Annotated in this window: 14 protein-coding genes and 1 tRNA gene; 6 read left to right on the forward strand and 9 right to left on the reverse strand. The window is 55.6% G+C overall.

The features are described from left to right. Nucleotides 1-83 precede the first annotated feature (83 nt). From cysS to B7994_RS02300, 3 genes are all read right to left on the reverse strand, one after another. A complete protein-coding gene (gene cysS, locus B7994_RS02290; protein WP_088636847.1) occupies nucleotides 84-1,538 on the reverse strand; it encodes a cysteine--tRNA ligase in 1,455 nt (484 codons plus the stop codon). 60 nt (nucleotides 1,539-1,598) lie between these two features. Then, nucleotides 1,599-3,014, reverse strand: a complete 1,416-nt coding sequence (locus B7994_RS02295) for an endo-1,4-beta-xylanase (RefSeq protein WP_088636848.1) — start codon at nucleotides 3,012-3,014, stop codon at nucleotides 1,599-1,601. 155 nt (nucleotides 3,015-3,169) lie between these two features. Then, nucleotides 3,170-4,576: an endo-1,4-beta-xylanase gene (locus tag B7994_RS02300; protein ID WP_088636849.1), complete on the reverse strand. Its 1,407-nt coding sequence runs from the start codon at nucleotides 4,574-4,576 to the stop codon at nucleotides 3,170-3,172. A gap of 222 nt (nucleotides 4,577-4,798) precedes the next feature. On the opposite strand from B7994_RS02300, the gene B7994_RS02305 reads away from it, so the two are divergent. The 3 genes from B7994_RS02305 to B7994_RS14015 all read left to right on the forward strand — a co-directional run bounded on the left by B7994_RS02305 (nucleotide 4,799) and on the right by B7994_RS14015 (nucleotide 6,967). After that, nucleotides 4,799-5,686, forward strand: a complete 888-nt coding sequence (locus B7994_RS02305; protein WP_088636850.1) for a flavodoxin — start codon at nucleotides 4,799-4,801, stop codon at nucleotides 5,684-5,686. Nucleotides 5,687-5,846: 160 nt separating this feature from the next. Further along, nucleotides 5,847-6,800 carry a hypothetical protein gene (locus B7994_RS02310; RefSeq protein ID WP_088636851.1) on the forward strand — a complete coding sequence of 318 codons (954 nt, stop codon included), beginning with the start codon at nucleotides 5,847-5,849 and terminating at the stop codon, nucleotides 6,798-6,800. Nucleotides 6,801-6,817: 17 nt separating this feature from the next. Then, a complete protein-coding gene (locus tag B7994_RS14015; protein WP_158213045.1) occupies nucleotides 6,818-6,967 on the forward strand; it encodes a hypothetical protein in 150 nt (49 codons plus the stop codon). A gap of 100 nt (nucleotides 6,968-7,067) precedes the next feature. On the opposite strand, the gene B7994_RS02315 is transcribed toward B7994_RS14015, so the two are convergent. Next, a complete protein-coding gene (locus B7994_RS02315; RefSeq protein ID WP_088636852.1) occupies nucleotides 7,068-8,846 on the reverse strand; it encodes a DNA repair helicase XPB in 1,779 nt (592 codons plus the stop codon). Between the two features lie 109 nt (nucleotides 8,847-8,955). Continuing rightward, a tRNA-Thr gene (locus tag B7994_RS02320) sits at nucleotides 8,956-9,028 on the reverse strand. Between the two features lie 119 nt (nucleotides 9,029-9,147). On the opposite strand from B7994_RS02320, the gene B7994_RS02325 reads away from it, so the two are divergent. After that, nucleotides 9,148-9,834, forward strand: coding sequence for a tetratricopeptide repeat protein (locus B7994_RS02325; RefSeq protein ID WP_088636853.1), 687 nt, complete (start codon nucleotides 9,148-9,150; stop codon nucleotides 9,832-9,834). An 18-nt stretch (nucleotides 9,835-9,852) separates the two neighbouring features. Here B7994_RS02325 and B7994_RS02330 read toward each other — a convergent pair whose 3' ends face one another. Genes B7994_RS02330 through B7994_RS02345 form a run of 4 tightly spaced genes read right to left on the reverse strand, consistent with a single transcriptional unit; the run spans nucleotide 9,853 to nucleotide 14,404 of the window. Next, entirely contained in the window at nucleotides 9,853-10,890 is a 1,038-nt protein-coding gene (locus B7994_RS02330; protein ID WP_088636854.1) for a rhomboid family intramembrane serine protease, read from the reverse strand. A 1-nt stretch (nucleotide 10,891) separates the two neighbouring features. Next, nucleotides 10,892-12,499, reverse strand: a complete 1,608-nt coding sequence (locus B7994_RS02335; protein ID WP_088636855.1) for a PHP domain-containing protein — start codon at nucleotides 12,497-12,499, stop codon at nucleotides 10,892-10,894. Then, the gene (locus tag B7994_RS02340; protein WP_088636856.1) at nucleotides 12,496-13,542 is read right to left on the reverse strand and encodes a hypothetical protein; all 1,047 of its coding nucleotides are present in this window, start codon (nucleotides 13,540-13,542) and stop codon (nucleotides 12,496-12,498) included. Before B7994_RS02340 ends, B7994_RS02335 begins: the two co-directional genes overlap by 4 nt. A 7-nt stretch (nucleotides 13,543-13,549) precedes the next feature. Then, nucleotides 13,550-14,404, reverse strand: a complete 855-nt coding sequence (locus tag B7994_RS02345) for an outer membrane protein assembly factor BamD (protein WP_088636857.1) — start codon at nucleotides 14,402-14,404, stop codon at nucleotides 13,550-13,552. 82 nt (nucleotides 14,405-14,486) lie between these two features. Between B7994_RS02345 and B7994_RS02350 the strand changes: the two genes are divergently transcribed. Further along, the gene (locus B7994_RS02350; RefSeq protein WP_233142952.1) at nucleotides 14,487-15,869 is read left to right on the forward strand and encodes an LptF/LptG family permease; all 1,383 of its coding nucleotides are present in this window, start codon (nucleotides 14,487-14,489) and stop codon (nucleotides 15,867-15,869) included. Continuing rightward, nucleotides 15,866-17,008: an LptF/LptG family permease gene (locus tag B7994_RS02355; protein WP_088636859.1), complete on the forward strand. Its 1,143-nt coding sequence runs from the start codon at nucleotides 15,866-15,868 to the stop codon at nucleotides 17,006-17,008. The genes B7994_RS02350 and B7994_RS02355 overlap by 4 nt, the downstream gene beginning before the upstream one ends. The last annotated feature ends 10 nt before the right edge of the window (nucleotides 17,009-17,018 follow it).

The raw sequence follows: 17,018 nt of genomic DNA on the forward strand, positions 1-17,018 counted from the left end.
AAAAAGGAGATGGCGGCTCTGGGGCCGCCATGACGATTAGGTGGCGGCGCTTCTCGCAGCCGTCATCCCTTGATTCTAGTCTATTACGCCTTTATTTCCCAGGTCGTGCCTTCCTTGCTGTCCTTGATGACAACATTCATCGCGGCGAGTTCGTCGCGGATGCGGTCACTTTCGGCCCAGTTCTTGGCGGCGCGCGCTTCCTTACGGGCGGCAATCAGCGCTTCAATCTTCGCGACATCGACGCCGTCGTTGGCACCCTTCTTGGCGTATTCTTCGCGGGGCTCGTCGAGCTTCAAACCGAAAATCTGGTCGAAGTCGGCCACGAGTGCAGCCTTCTCGCCGTCATCGATATCGCTCTTGAGCATCGTGTTCATGATACCGAGGGCGCGCGGCATGTTCAGGTCGTCGCCGATGGCGTCCTTGAATTCCTGCTGGAATGCCTTGGCGGCTTCGCTTGTAATCGCGGTGGCCTTACCGATCAGCGGGTCCGTCTTCTTGTGCAAGCTCTTCAGGCCTTCCTTGGCGCCTTCCAAAGCTTCCCACGTGAAGTTCAGGTAGTTGCGGTAGTGGCTGCCAATCGCGAAGAAGCGGTAGTCGAGCGGGTTGAAGCCGCGATCCATGAGGAGCGAAACCGTCAGGAATTCGCCGCTGGACTTGCTCATCTTGCCGAACTTCTGTTCGGTCGTGCCGTCTTCCAACTTTTCTTCGCTAGCGGTGCGCAGGAATTCGCCGTGCATCCAGAAGCGGGCGAACGTTACGCCGTTGGCGCATTCGCTCTGGGCGATTTCGTTCGTGTGGTGCACGCGGATGTGGTCGGTACCGCCGCAGTGAATGTCGAGGGTCGGGCCGTTGTACTTCATGGCCATGGCGGAGCATTCGATGTGCCAGCCGGGGAAACCGACACCCCACGGGCTGTCCCATTCCATAGCGCGCTTCTTGTCCTTCGGGCTGAACTTCCACAGGGCAAAGTCGGTGGCGTTCTTCTTTTCGCCCATGTCGATACGGCTACCCTTGCGGAGGTTTTCCACGTCGAGGCGGGCAAAGTCGGCATAGCGCGGGAACTTGAGGCTGTCGAAGTAGATGCCGTCGCTGGTGCGGTAGGTGTAGCCCTTTTCTTCGAGGGTCTTCACCAGGTCAATCTGTTCCTGGATGTGCTGTGTCGCCGGCGTCCAGCGGGTCGGTTCCTGGATGTTGAGGCGGTGCCAGTCGGCCATAAACGCGTCGGTGTAGAACTTCGCGATGTCCCAGACGGACTTGCCTTCGCGGGCGGCTCCCTTTTCCATCTTGTCGTCGCCGGAGTCGGCGTCGCTGGTGAGGTGGCCCACGTCGGTGATGTTCACGATGTGGTTCACCTTGTAGCCGTAGTACTTGAGCGTACGGACCAAAAAGTCTTCGAAAATGTAGGTGCGGAGGTTACCGATGTGGGCGAAATGGTACACCGTCGGGCCACAACAGTACATGCGCACGGCGGGAACGCCTTCCGGGAGAGTGAATACTTCTTTCTTGCGCGATGCGGTGTTGTAGAACTGTAGAGCCATTTTAGCCTCCGTTAAATGCCTGTGCAACCTGCACAAGTCGCGCCAAAGATAGCATTTTTTTTACTTGATGGCGATACGTTTCGCCAAACTTGCCGACCCAGAGCGCACACGTGCCACGTAGAGCCCTTCCGGAATGCCGTTCAATTCAACGAAACCCTTTTCACACTTGCCGCTGAATACCGAGCGGCCCTGCATGTCGAACACGTCGACCTTCGCTGCCTTTGCGCCTGCGATAAACAGTGTGTGTCCGGAAACATGCATGGAAAGGCTACCGGCAAGGCCGGCGACCGTCCTAACCGCAATAGTTGAGTCCCCGACGTCGGTCGAATCCGTCCCGGTGGTGTCTATCGGGTCGACGATTTCTATGTCGCTATACGGGGAGACGACATTTGCGGCCGGGTGTTCCTTGAGGCTTACCATGATGCTGTCATAAGCGGGCTTGGGCTTGTATTGCTTGTCGTAGAGGAGGCCTTCCGTCTTGCCCTGCTGCTCGTCGAGCCAGCTGTGCGCATCGGTCAGTCCCCAGATTACGAATTCGCCCATATTCGGTTCTTCGAGGAACACGTCCATGAACTGGCGATACAGATGTCCCTGCTTTGCATAGTCGGCGGCGGTGAGTTTGCCGGATTCTCCTTTCGGGAATCCGATGTCAAGTTCGGTGATGTTGAGCGTCACGCCGAGTTCGGCGAACGCCTTGGCGAGGGCGCGGACATTCTGCGGTGTCGTTTCGTGCGCAATCTCGATGTGCGTCTGCGTGCCTACGCAGGTGATGGGAATGCCGTTCTTTTTCCAGCGTTTCACCTGTTCCACGACAAAGCTTGCCTTGGAGCCTTCGCGCAGCCCCCATTCGAGGGAATAGTCGTTGTAGCAGAGTTCTGCATTCGGGTCGGCTTTGTGCGCCCAGACAAATGCGGAATCGAGGAACTCGGCGCCGATGCCTTCGTACCATACGGAACCGCTGGAGCGCCAGTCGGCGTTATACTCGTCGTTTATGGCCTCGTTCACTACGTCCCATTCGGCGACCTGTCCCTTGTAATGCCCCACTACCTTCTCGATGTGGTTCTTGAGGACGGCGAGCAGTTTCTCCTTTTGCCCGGCGTAGTTGCTGCTGACCCATGCGGCAACCTGGCTGTGCCAGGCGAGGGCGTGGCCGCGCACGCGAATCTTGTTCGCCTTCGCGTATTCGACCATCTTGTCGCCCTTGGTGAAGTTGAATTCGTTTTCGGCCGGTTCGGTGGCGTCGAACTTCATTTCGTTTTCCGCAACGACCACGTTGAACTGCGTCTTGTGAATTTCTTCGAATTCCGGTTCGATATCGTCGTTGAACCATTCGCTGTTCAGGATGGTGCCGATAAAGCGGCCGCGTTCCTTGGCGAGTTCCCTGATGGTCGGTTCTGCGGCAATGGCGCTGGTGAATCCTGCGCCCAAGAGGGTTGCGCCGAGTGCGATTCCTATTGCGGATTTTTTGAATGTCATCGTTCTCTCCGATTTTTTGCTAAAAATAAACCCAAAAAAGGAGAAAAAGGCCGTCGGGCGCGGCAAAAGTGTTGTAAGTCGTTGTTTTGCCTGTTTAAAATACGGAAAAAGGCTACGACTGGAGTCGCAGCCTTTTAGTGTAGAGGTGTAATGTCTTATTTTATGGCGATTTTTTGCACTAGGTTTCTAGAACCTTCGCGCACACGCACCATGTAGAGCCCTTCGGCGACGTTCAGGTCGACAGCGCCCTTTTCGCACTTGCCGCTGAATACCGGGCGACCCTGCATATCGAACACGTCGACCTTCGCGGACTTCATGCCGGTAATGAACAGTGTATGTCCGGCAACGTGCATGGTGACACTGCCCGGGCCTGCAGTCTGCGGAATCGCGATGGAGGTGTCCTGCACAGTCGTGTCCTTCTTGGTCGTGTCGGTGACGGTCGTATCGTTTGCAGTCGTATCTGTAGCGGCGGTGTCCTGCGGTGGCTCGAAGTTTTGGAGCCTCACCATAATGCTGTCGAATGCCGGCTTCGGTTTCAAGTTGTCGTCGTAGATAAGTCCTTTTTGCCTGTTGAGCCCGCCAAGCCAGCTCCATTTGTCAGATACGCCCCAGATCAGGTACGTGTCCGCATTCGGCTCTTCGAGGATAATGTCCAGGTATTCACGGAAGGTCTTTCCCTGGCGTTCGAGGTCGCTCTGGCTCACGTTGATGCCGCTCTTGAATCCGATATCGAGCTCGGTGATTTTCAGCTTGATGTTGAGCTTTGCAAGTTCCCTGGCAAGCGAGCGGAGGCTGTCCGGCGAACCGATAAAGTGCTTGTCGGTAGTGGTGTCCTCGACGTGCGTCTGTGAACCCACGCAATGGATAGGAATGCCGTTTGCGACCCAGCGCTTCACCTGTTCCAGCAAGAACCCTGCCTTGGCTTTCGGGTTGACACCCTGCTCGAGGTTATAGTCGTTGTAGCAGAGTTCCGCATCGGGGTCGGCGGCGTGCGCCCACACGAAGGCAGAGTCAATGAACTCGGGGCCGATTCCCTGGTACCATACGGAGTAACCGCGCCACTGGGGCTCGTTGTTGCTGATGGCCTCGTTCACCACGTCCCATTCGTCCACCTGGCCTTTCCAGTGGCCGACCACGTTGTTGATGTGGTTCTTGAGAACGGAGAGCAATTTTTTCTTGTCGTTCTTGTAGTTGTTTACCCAGTTCGGGACTTGGCTATGCCAGGCGAGGGCGTGGCCGCGGATGCGCATGCCGTTCTGCTTCGCGTACTTGACCATCTTGTCACCGTTGCCGTAACTGAACCTGTTTTCGCTAGGTTCGGTCGCGTCGAACTTCATCTCGTTTTCGGCGACGACAATATTAAATTGCGTCTTGTGAATTTGTTCGTAGTTGCCTGGAAGGCCGCCACCAAACCACTGCGAGTTCAGAATGGCGCCGATGTAGATGCCGTTTTTTTCGGCGAGGGATCTTAGGGTTTCATCTGCGGCGAAGGTGGTTGAGAAGCCAACGCCAAGAAGGGTCACGCCAAGCGCGAGACCAGAGATTGTAAGTCTCTTTTTCATTGTTACTCCTTGTTTTGCCCTAATCCACTATTATAAAAATACTCTAAAAATATAGGGAAAGGTGTAAACAAACTGAAACAAAAAGTTCCGATTTTTTAATTGTCCGTTTTTAGCGATTTTTCGCGATCTCAGAGGGAATTTCTTGTAAAAAATAAATTGTTTCGCCCGTGGCGCAATAGCCCCACGAAAATATTATAATTGAAAAAAAACCGGAGGATTCCTATGAAGTATAGAATCGGTTTGATGGTGGCAGCCGCGTTTGCGCTGTGTGCTTGCAATCAGGGGCAGGAACAGTCCAAGGCGGGCGAGGGTAACGCACAGCCTGCTGCAGAGGCGGCAAAGCCTGTTGCGTCGAAGTCGGTTGTCGTGTATTATTCGCAGACGGGAACCACGAAAAAACTTGCTGGGGTCCTGCAGCAGGCGGTGAAAGCCGACGAAATTGAACTCCAGCTGGTGAACGCTTACCCCTCGACGTACGATAGCACGATTGCCGCGGTGGGTGCCCAGCGCGAAAGCAAGCAGTGGCCGGAACTTGCCAACGCAAGACTCGACCTTGCGAAGTACGATACGGTCTATCTGGGGTACCCCATCATGTTCGGGAGTTTTGCCCCGCCGATTTACACGTTCCTCGATTCGAACGACCTTTCGGGCAAGGTGGTCGTGCCGTTCTGCACATACGGAAGTGGCGGACGCAAGGCGTCTGCTGCCGAACTCAAGACGCTTGAACCGAATGCAAACGTGACGCTTGCGATGGGTGTTTCTAACAAGCGCATGTCCAGGGACGATGGCGATTCGATTGCGAAGGCCGAAGTGGAAACGTTCCTCGCGAACCTTGCCGCGGGCAAGACGGACGAGATGCTCATGGGAGGCTATTCTGACCAGCGCCCGCTTACGGCGGAAGATTCTGCGGTGTTTGCCGCCGCGACAAAGGATTACGCCTACCTGAAGCTGCGCCCGCTGAGTGTCGCGACACAGGTCGTTGCCGGTACGAATTTCCTCTTTGTTTGCGAGACGAGCGGGTTCAACCGTCCACCGACCGAGACGATGGTGAAGATCTTCAGGCCTCTCCCTGGCCGTGGAGAGCCTGAACTGATTGTCATGGAAAAATAAACAAAAAAGAAAGTAAAAAGAAACTAAAAGCAAACTAAATAAAAGTTGTACAAAGTAACAAAGGCTTCCCGCTGAGGGGAGCCTTAATTTGTAAGAAAAAAAGATGTTGCCGCGCATTAGGCAATTGCTAGATTTGGCACGCCTTTGAAAAGGAGGAACAATGAATAAGAATATTCTTACAACCTTGAGCGCTGCACTTGTCTTTGGCCTTGTGTCTGCCGCATGGGCGGAAAGGCCCACTGGAACGCCTGATTGTGAATTTGATGGCGGTGTTTTCTATAAGTCCAACAACACGCTTTACCTGGAATCGTTCAATAAGGATTCTGCAACTGTGGAAATCACCTCTTATGCAAAAGAGTGCGTGAGTACGAACGCCAAGAAGCCCTACAACGTTGTCGTTGAACGCAATACGAAACTGGCTGCCAACTCTACCATCGTGCTTCCGCTTGATTACAGCCTGAAGAGCGATTGTGTCAAGTTGTATGAACCGGTGCAGATGGGCAAGGACAAGAGCGGTAAGTGGAATTTTACCGCGAAGAATTCGAAGGGGACCGGTAACGCCAAGAAGCCCATGCTGATGATTGCCGATACCGAAAAGGAAGCTTGCAGCGATATCAAGGAAATCACTTTCACTTCGCAGACCGATTTGGATGATACCCCGAGACAGCATCTGATTACGAATGTCCAAATCTACAATAGTGAAAGCGGACAGAGTGACTGGTCTCTCGAAGGTACGTATTCGTACATCCAGTGGGAAGAATACCACCCAGATCTGGGTACAGTCTACGGCTATGCCGCCAAGGACAAGGGTGAGGTCAAGGCCGGCCAGTTTGTCAAGGTCGGTTCCGGTGCTTCCGTGGCTCCGTTGCGCGCCTATCTGAAATATATGGGCACCAAGTCGCTTGCCAAGAGTGCAAGCCCGGCTGAACTTCCCGAGACAATCGATGTTTTGCTTATTGACGGTGAAGGCGGCACGACCCGCATGGTCCGCTGGAACATGGCTACCGGCGAAATCACGAAGGTGAACGGCTGGTATGACCTGAATGGCCGCAAGCTCAATGGGAAGCCCGAAAACAAGGGCATGTTTGTCGGCAAGAAGACTATCCAGAAGTAATTATTGGGAGAAGAAAAATGATGAAGAAAGAATATCAGGCTCCGAAAATGGAAATCGTCGACCTCAAACACCAGGCTTGCCTGCTGAGCGCCAGCGATTGTGATGATGGCGATTACTGCGACGAACTGGGTTTCGACGCCAGCAAGGCCGCCAATTCCAAGGTCTAGTCGAAGTTTATCCATACTCCTACAGAAAGACAAGTCCCGAAAGCTTCTGCTTTCGGGATTTGTCGTATAGTCGCTTTGGCGGAGGGAACTGCCTTTCGGGCTATCCCCTGGCGGCGAGTTCTTCGGGCGTGCGCGATAGGACATCCCAGTCGCCGCGCTTGATGATCTTGTAGGCGTAACCCTGCTCGGTGAGAAACAGCTGGCGGTTCATTGCGAATTCCTGTTCCTTGGAATCCTGCGTAACGATGCTGTAGAAGTGCGCCGCACCGCCGTCGCTCTTGGGGCGCAGCACGCGGCCGAGTCGCTGGGCTTCTTCCTGGCGGCTTCCGAACGTTCCCGAAACCTGGATAAGCACGTTGGCGTCAGGCAGGTCGATGGCGAAGTTGCCAACCTTCGAAACCATGAGGTTCTTCTGGCTTCCGTCGCGGAAGGCGGCGTACAGGCGTTCGCGCTCCTTGTTCGGGGTCTTGCCCGTGATGAGCGGAATCTGCAGGTCGTCGGAGAGGGCTTCGAGCTGGTCGATGTACTGCCCGATAATCAGTACGCGGTCGTCGGGCTTGTCGAAATGCTTGAGAAGGCGTTCCACAATGTCCGTCTTCTCGGGGTTCGTGCTTGCGAGCGTAATCTTCTCGCGGATAGGCGCGAGGGCGTACTTCATCTTGAGTTCCGCTTCCATCGGGATGCGGATCTCGTTACAGTCGGCGGTCGCAATCCAGCCCTGCGCTTCGAGAATGCGCCACGGGATATCGTACTTCTTGGGTCCGATAAGGCTGAATACTTCCGTTTCCTTGTGGTCTTCGCGCACGAGCGTCGCCGTAAGGCCAAGGCGGCGGGTCGCCTGCATTTCGGTACTCAGGCGGAACACCGGGGCAGGGAGCAGGTGCACCTCGTCGTAAATCATGAGGCCCCATTTCTGCTGGCTGAAGAGCGGGAAGTTGGCAAGTTCCTTCTTGACTTCTTCGTCGCTCATCTCGAGGTCTTCGGTAGTGCTTGCGTTTTCGTCTTTCTTGACGCGCTTCCTCTGCGTCAGAATCTGGTAGGTCGCGACGGTCACCGGGCCGATTTCCTTGATTTCGCCGGAGTATTCCTTCACCTGGTCGATGGTGAGGTCGGTCTTGTCGCAGATTTCGCGGATCCACTGGCGGCTTGCCGAAATGTTCGGGGTCAGGATGAGTGTCTTGGTCTGGATGAGCGCCATCGTGGCAAGGCCAATCACTGTCTTGCCTGAACCGCAGGGGAGCACGATCACGCCCGAACCGCCCTTCTCGGAACCGCTTGCATAGAAGATCTGTGCGGCTTCCTTCTGGTAGTCGCGTAGTTCGAACGCCTTGCCCGAAAGGGTCGTCTTCCTCAGGTTGATGGGGAGCGGGTCGCCCACGGTGTAGCCCGCGAGGTCCTCGACCGGGAACCCGGCGTTCGTGAGGGCCATCTTGATGTGGCCACGGCGTTCACCGTCCATTATTGCGTGCGTGTCGTCGATGAATTCCTTCACGTATTCGGCGACTTCGGGCAACTTGCAGATTTCGACGAACATGATCTTGTCGTCGGATTCCATGATGAGGTTGCCACAGTCGTCCTTCTTGAGGCGCAGCAGGCCGTAGCGGGCCATGTAGTCTTCGATCTCGGTAATGACGCTCTGCGGGATGGGGTAGCGGCTCTGGGATTCGAGGCGTTCCAGTACTTCGGGCGCGCGGAGCCCGGTCGCCGCGGCGTTCCACAGGCTCAGGTGCGAAATCTTGTAGGTGTGCAGGTGCTCGGGGCTCTTAACCAGCTCGGTGAAGGGTGCAATCGCATCGCGTGCCGCTTCGTAGGAGGGGGAATCGACCTCGACCATGATTTCGAGGTTGCTCTGAACAATAATGGCGCCATTCGGATTCATAGGCGCCAAATTTAGTAAAAAATGAGTTTCTTGGTTAGGGGGCGATATTGGCGATGGTGCAGGCGATGCAAAAGAAAAACCCCAGTTCCTTGCGGGAACCGGGGCTTCGAGCCACCCAGCAGATTTGAACTGCCGACCTGCTGATTACGAATCAGCTGCTCTACCAGCTGAGCTAGAGTGGCATAGCGGGGTCAAAAATAGCAATACGGGTCGTTTTTGTCAAGATAAAAGAGCCTTCGGTTGGCAAAGTCCCTCGTTTTTTCTATGTTTGGTTCACGAATTTTTAACATGGAAGTCTAAAATGGCTAACGAATCTAATCAGAGCAATTCCGAAATCAAGGAGTTTTTTGTCCAACACGGATCCAAGGTCCTCGTGGCACTTGCCATTATTCTCGTGGTTGTCGCCGGCGTGGTCCAGTTCAAGGATAGCCGCAAGGCTGCTGCTGCAGAGCAGGCCGAACTCCTCGGTACGGGTCTTACTTATCTCTATGTGAACGACAAGGACAACGCCCTCAGCGAATTCGAGTCGAAAATCAATTCTGGCAAGCTGAGCGGTCTCGCCCTTGCAAAGGCAGCCCTTTTCGCTGGCAACATCAAGTACGAAAAGTCCGACTTCGATGGCGCAATCGCACTGTTCCAGAAGTCTATCGACAATGCCGGGTCTGTCGCGCTGGTCCGTTCCGCCGCCATTCATGGCCTTGCCTCCGCCAAGATGGAGAAGGCTGACTACTCCGCTGCCGCCAAGCTGCTCGAAGATTTCGTGAAGGAATTCGGCAAGCGCACGGGCGATAAGGAAGACCGTTACCAGAAGGAAGAACCGCAGGACGAAACTCCGCTCGTCGCGGACGCCATGTGGAAGTTGGTGCTCCTGCACAACGAACTCGGTTCCAAGAACAAGGCCAAGTCCGTTGCCGAACGCCTCGTCGAAGTCTACGGCGATACTCAGCCTTATGCTGACAGGGCGAAGAAGTTCCTCGCTAGCTTCTAGTTTTGATGGGTCTGCGGGCTAGGCGAGTGCGAACTTCCAGCCCACGATGAAGATGGCGAAATAGATAGCGACCCATACGAGGTCGGCAAGTGTAGTAGGCGTTCCCCAGCGGAGCGTCTTTTTTTGTGGGATGAGCCCGCAGATGGCGCCCGCGATGAAGCCGTAGGCGTGGCCGAGAATGTCGGCGTTTTCGCCGAGCCCGAGGAATACGGCGAGCGAGGCCGCGCCGCACAGGGGTGCGAAGCGCCGGAGCATTCCGTGGGTTTCCTTGGGCATGAGCCGGAACTCGATGACGGCAAGGGAGCCTATGGCTGCAAACACGAAGGTAGAGAACCCGAGGGCACGGTAATCGCTCTGGACGGTGAATGCGACAAAGAAGTTCGCGACGGCGCTTGCTACGGCGAGGAAGGGCGCCATGCGCGCGAGCGGGATCCTGTACGACATGAGGTTTAAGACGATGTAGCCGCTCACGAGGTTCGATGCGATGTGGCGGGCGTCCCCGTGCAGTGTGAGTGCAGTGATAGTGCGCCACCATTCTCCGTGCAGAACCTTGGAGGCATCGGAAAGCCCGGCAAAATGCATGCGGTCGACAAAGTTCCCGAAGTCGAGAATGGTGCAGACCACGGGTACCAGTAGAACCCATGCGGGCTGAATGCTTAGGCTTAAAGGGAGTGGCGGGTTTTCTTCCTTGGGCGGGTTTTCCCTGCTGTAGAGTTCCAGCTGCTCGCGGGCGCGTGCTTCGACTTCGGGCACGACAAAGATTTCGAACGGGCCTTCTTCGGAACGCAAGAAGCGGTGCACGATTCCCTGCGAGAGGAGTACCAGGCTGTAGTCGCGAATTTGTCTGTAGGTACCGGTGGCGATGCGTGCGGATTCTTCGGGTTCCTCGAAGGCGGGAGGTTCCTGCTCGGGAGCCGGCGGTTCTGGTGCGCGTCGCAGTTCAGGTGCTTGCGACGGCTCTTGCCCGCGTGATGCTTCCTGTCCGCGCAACGGTTCTTCGTCACGTAGGGGCGGCAAGGGCCTTCTCCGGATCATGGGGGACATGAGGCGCGGCATGTTACCCCCTTTCAAAAGTTGCTGCCGACGTGAGCGCAAAATGGCCTGTGGCCGATTCGCATTCGGCGCGCAGGTAGGCGAAGTTGTCGATGCTTACGGGAATGTCTGTTTTGGCGGGTGCGGCGACGAGGCTTTCCATACGGAGTTCCTCTTCTTTCGCGAGCTTGCCGTTGCTCAGGTAGCGGCGCCCGAAGATGCGGATATAGCGGAAGCCTTCTCCGAAATCCTTAGTGTTGCGGGCGTGGAAAACGACGCTCTTTATGCCGTGGACTTCGGCGTGTTCCCACCAGAGGGCGGGGCCGTCGGTGATGTAGCAGTTGTCGCCGGCAAAGGCCACATGCAGGGACTCGCGAGAAAGCCCGTTGCCGGCAGCCGTTGGGTCCATTTTCACAACGGTGCGCACCTTCCCGAAAACGTGGTCGCGGGAATGCTTGAGCGAAACCAGCGGGGTTGAGACGGCGGTCGTATCGTTCAGGTCGCCGTGCGCGTCGTTGCCGCCAATAGGCAATAAATAGTTCCCCTTGCCGAGTTGCTCAATCCAGAATTCGCGCCCGAGCTTGAAGCCTTCGTCGCGGACGCCGTTCCAGAACTGCAGCCCGCGTATGGCGTGCGGCTTGTCGGCATGCAGGTCCTTGTCTGTCCAGTATCCGCGGCGGAACACGAACTTCTCGACTATCCCCATCTGCTGGAAGGGGTGCGCCGCAAAGCAGTGTGCGGTGGTATCTTGCAGGATCTGAGCGATGCTCCGCGTAGGCTTGTTTTCGAGCCAGTAGCGCCCGCAGTCCCCGAGTCCGGGGAGGTAGGCGTCGGGAGCGAACACCGTGACGTGAACGTTTTCTCCCTTGCTGTTGCCGGCGGAGACTTCTTCGCCCGCGAGTAGCAGTGGGAGGCCTTCTCCTTTGGGGAGTGCCGCAATTTCATCGCACAGGGCCTGAAACCGCGGCGCCGGGGACCGCGCCTCCTTGGTGTAGTCCTCGTCGGTAAATGCAAAGTCGTAGGCGTGGTCGGTGCAACAGGCAAAGTCGAGGCCGACAGAGGCGGCCGCCTGTTGCAATACGGCAGGCGTAGCCCCGAATTCCACGTGGTCGCGCGAATAGTGGGTATGGCAGTGCATCTCGCCTGCCGCATACCCCGGCGCCTTCGGGGGCTGTTCCGCAAGCACGTGCAGCTTGAGCGGTTGCGGCTTCAGGCCGGGGAGACTCCAGCGCGTGAACGTGCGACGCTCATTCTTGGCACCCTCGTCCACATTCTTTTTCACAGTCGTTACTTTCGGTGTAATCCTGTATTTCCCCGGTTTAAGCCCTGCGAGCGGAACGGGGTAGAATGCGAATGGCTTGTCGGCTTCAATGTCGAGTGTGATGGTCCTTTTTTCGGAATTTGTTCCCGTGCTTTCGCTACTCTCAATCTCGATTTCGGCAGACTCGAGGGTCACGGGGAATCGGTCGGCATCGCGCACCACGATCCACATCGTGGGCTCTGTTCCGGGAACCGCCTGGAAGGGCATATCGAAAATGATTTCAGGCCAGGGCCTGTACAAAAGCGACCAGGGGAGCCTGAACTTGAAATGCGTTTCGGCGTAACGCAGTTTTTCCCCCGGCCAGAAACTCATTGTGCCGCCTTTTCCTTAGTAGCGTTCGTTTCGCTCTCGGGCGGTTTTGCGGCAGGCGGTTCTTCCACTGCAACAGGGGGCTTTGCGTTTGCTGCAGGAGGTTCTGCGCTTGCAGAAGGTGGCTCTGTACCAGCGGCAGGATTTTCTGCGCCTGTGGCGGGCATTACCCTGGCCTTCGGGGGGGTCATTTCTGGATTGCTTGCGGTACGGACTTTCGCCGTGGTATCCTTTACCGCGGTCGTATCGCCCAGCGTAATCTTCTTGTTTATGATTCCGAAACTCGCGCGTATCTGCAGCTGTAGGCCGCCGATATTCCACTGCGCCTTTTCGGTCGGACCGTCGGGCACGATGTCGGCAAACCTTTCCTTCGATTTTACGGAGATGGTGCTGTAGCCGATATCGCCATAGAGGTTTATTCCGTTCCAGCTTGCAAACAGATATCCGAGACTTACGCCGAATCCTGCGCCCCAGGGCTTGTTCTCGGCCTCGAGCTTGCCCCATGAGGTATAGATTTCTGTGCCGGGGAGTGTCCAGTACCAGCGAAACGCGAGGCTAAAGAGTCCGCCGTTCGAAAGCGTAATCAGGCTCGTGGGGATGGCGAATCTGTATTCCAGGAACATCGGTACGCCCTGGATGGTGTAGCTGTAGTTGTGCGCCTTGTTCTTGCGGTCGGTTAGCACCACGGATTCGTTGTCGTAGATAAATCCGATTCCGGCACTGATGAAGTGGTCGTCCATGACTTGGTACTGAAGGCCGCCCATGATAGGGAAGCAGAAATTGACTTTCTGGAAGTTCTGCTTGGCGACATAGAGGGATTCTTCGGCATCTACGGCCTGTGACTTGAAGTCGGCGTAGATGGTGTCGATGGCGTTCTGGAAATAGCTGCGTTCTTCGAAATCCAGGAAAGAGATGGAAGCCTGCCCGAAAATGGAGAGCCTTGCACGGTCATGCTCTATTTTCGTCTCGTCGTCGGCGAATGCGCCCGCTGCAAGGAACAGCGTCGCAACTACAAAAAGAACCGACTTGAAACCTGCATGACCCATCTAGAACCTAGTTCAGCATTTCGCGCTCTTCTTTCTGGACGCGCTTCTTTTCGGCATCCTTCTTGATGCGCTTTTCAAAATTCTTTTCCGCCTTGGCAATCTTCTTCTCGGTCTTCTCGAGCAGCTTGTGGCCGTCCTTGTCGTCTTCCTTGAGTTCCTGCTTGGCGAGGTCTAGGTATTCACGTGCGCTCTCGAACTGGTCGAGGTCGGTGTATGCCTGCGAGGTGAGGAACAGGGCTTCCTTGCGGCGCTTGGACTGCTTGTAGGTCTCGAGGAATTCCTTGAAGTAGATAACGGCTGCCTGCGGCTTGTCCATGCGCAGGTACAGGCGTGCGGTCTGGAATTCCTTTTCGGCGAGGCGTTCGACCAGGAGGCCGTAGTAGTAGTTGATGGAGTCGCGGAGCGGGGTATCCGGATGGTTCGAAAGGTAGCGTTCGAAATCCTTCATGGCGACCGTCGTATTCGCGTCGTCGCGGCTCACGCGGAATTCCATGTTGAACGATGCGATTGCCTTGCGGAATTCGGCGGTCTCGGCGTACGGGGAACCGGGGAAGTTCATGACGAAGCTGCCGTATTCGCCACGGGCCTCGATCCAGTTCTCGAGATTGAAGTGGCTTTCGGCGAGCAGGAACGAGGTCTGTTCCAGGTAGCCCGTGCCGGCGCAGTAGCTCATGATTTCTTCGAGCTTGTCGATGACGCGGCCGTACTTTTCCTTCTTGAAGAGTTCTTCCGCCTTGTCCAGTTTGTTCTTGCAGAACTGGGTGTGCGTGATTCTTTCGGATGAATTGGACGAACAAGCGCCGAGCAAGGCGACAGAAAGGAAAAGGCTAAGGAACAGGGCTGTCTTTAGAGAAAGTTTCATTTTTTTTCTTCGGTTAATTCTAATTTTTCACTGTTAAAGTAGAAAAATTAGACCGACGGGAAAAATGATTTTAGTTCGTTATGTGTTGAAAGAACTTATTGGCCCCTTTTTGGCGGCGCTTTTTGGCATAACGTTTTTGTTCGTCGTCGATTTTCTGGTGAAAATATTGGACAACGTGCTCTCGAAGGGGCTTCCCGCATCGACGGTCCTCGAGATTTTCGTACTGAACCTGGCATGGATGCTTTCGCTCTCTATTCCGATGGCGGTGCTTGTCGCATGCCTCATGGCGTTCGGTCGCCTTTCGGGTGACCATGAGATTACTGCAGTGAAGGCTGCGGGTGTTTCTCCCTTGTCGCTCATGCGGCCGGTGATGCTCGTGGCGCTTCTGGTTACGGTCCTGATGATACTTTTCAACAACTGGATATTGCCCGAGGCAAATCACCGCTCCGTGGAACTGATGAATGCCGTCTCGCGCAAGAAGCCCCATGTGTTTATCGATGCAGGTAGGCTCATCACGCAGTTCCCTGACGTGCAACTCTGGGTGAACCGCATCGATCCTGTGTCGGGTGTGCTATACGGCATCCAGGTCTACGAGATGGAAAAGAAGGGCGCACCGAGAGTTGTATATGCAGACAGTGCGACTCTCGACTACGTGGATAACGGTGCTACCCTCATGTTCCGCATGCGTAGCGGCGAGACGCATATTGTCGATCCTGACAAGCCGGAGAACTACTTCCGTATCAGGTTCTTCTCGCAGGACCTCGCCATGCAGAACGTGGACGACCGCTTGGAACGCCGGAGCCGTAGTTACCGCAGCGACCGCGAGATGCCGGTCGAGATGATGATGGACGTGGTGAACGAGGCTCGTGCAAAATACGATACGGTTTCGGCGTTTGCCCGTGAGAAGAGGCTCGGCTCGCTTGTCTCGACAAGGAACATTGTTCTCGGGGATAGCGTCGTTCCCGATGGGGCGAACGGGACGGAACCGCTCGATTCTATCCAGGGGCGGCGGTCGCTTCAGCGTATCCGCATGCAGGAAATCTCGAATCTGCGGACGACGGAGAGGCTGTGGGGGAGAATGGAATCCGAGCAGAAGCGTGCGGCTCAGTACCTCGTCGAAATTCACAAGAAGTTCAGTACTTCGTTTGCGTGCTTTATCTTTGTGCTCATTGGCGCTCCTCTCGGAATCATGGCACGCAAGGGCGGCATCGGCACGGGTATCATCTACAGCCTTGCGTTCTTTGTCATCTACTGGATCTGCCTTATCGGCGGCGAGAACCTGGCGGACCGTCTTATCATTTCTCCCGAACTTGCCATGTGGGCTTCGAACATCATCATTGGCGCGTTCGGCATATTCATTACCATCGCGATGGTGCGCGACCGCTTTACGGGTGATTCCAAGTTCTTCAGGGCCATGCGAGCCATAGGCCGCTGGTTCCGTTCCATCGGCAGGGGGCGCGCATGAAGTTCTCGCGTTACCTGATCTGGAACTTCGTGAAGATGTTCCTCATCGTGACTATCGGCGCTATCTTCATGTTTGCCGTTATTGACTTCGTTGGCAACATCAAGACGTGGCTTGCCCGCGAAACGAAGGATGCGCTCGACTACTATGTGAGCTATATCCCGTACATGCTCTACCTCATCACGCCGGTATCCATGTTCATCGCGGTGCTTGCCTCGGTCGGGAACATGTCGCGCCATCTGGAAATGAGCGCCATGCAGAGTTCCGGCCAGAGCCCGCTCAAGACTCTGTTTCCCATATTCTTCCTGGGCATACTTGTTTCTGTCGGTTCGTACGAGATGAGCGAGCATTGGCTTCCGGATGCAAACCACAAGCGCCTCGAAATCATGGAGACGAATGCGCAAAAAAAGAAGAACCCGCGCATCAAGGAAAAGAGCGACTTCACTTTCATCGATAGCGAGAGGGCGAGTTGGTTCTTCAAGTTCTATTCGGGCAAGGCGAAGGTGGGCCGTGACGTGGTGCTCCTTTTGCGTGAACAGGGCCGCCTTACGGAACGTTACGACGCCAAGACGGTCCGCTGGGTAGAACCGGACACTTCCTCGCTCGACAGTGCCGTGCGCGATAGCGTGATCAAGACTTTTGCAGAACAGTCCTACTGGCTGTTCGAACACGGAATGAAGCGTGTCTTCAACAAGGACGGCTCGGTGACGGTCATTCAGTTCCGCCGCGAAAAGATGAACGGCAAGGTGTCGACACGCCCGGCCGACCTCATCAACGACCGCCAGGTTCCCGACGAGATGGATTCCAAGATGGTCTGGGAACGTATCGAGGTGCTAAAACGCTCCGGCGAAGACACCCGCGCCATGGAGACGGCGCTACACTTCAAGCTTTCTGCCCACTGGATGAACCTTATCGTGCTGCTCATCGGGGCGGCCCTCTGTCACCGGTATAGTCGTTCTGGAGGGCTTTCCCAGAAATTCGGTATTGGCCTTCTTCTCGTTTTTAGTTATTATATTCTAGAGAGAATCGGATTGAAGATGGGTGAAAATGGGGCCCTGTCGCCGTTCTTGGCGGCATGGATAAGCCATTTCATCTTTGGCGGCGTCGCGTGCGCTATGCTTTACCGTTCATTCCGGCTTTAAGTGTAAGAGG

Source organism: Fibrobacter sp. UWR2 (assembly GCF_002210285.1).
Lineage (GTDB): Bacteria > Fibrobacterota > Fibrobacteria > Fibrobacterales > Fibrobacteraceae > Fibrobacter.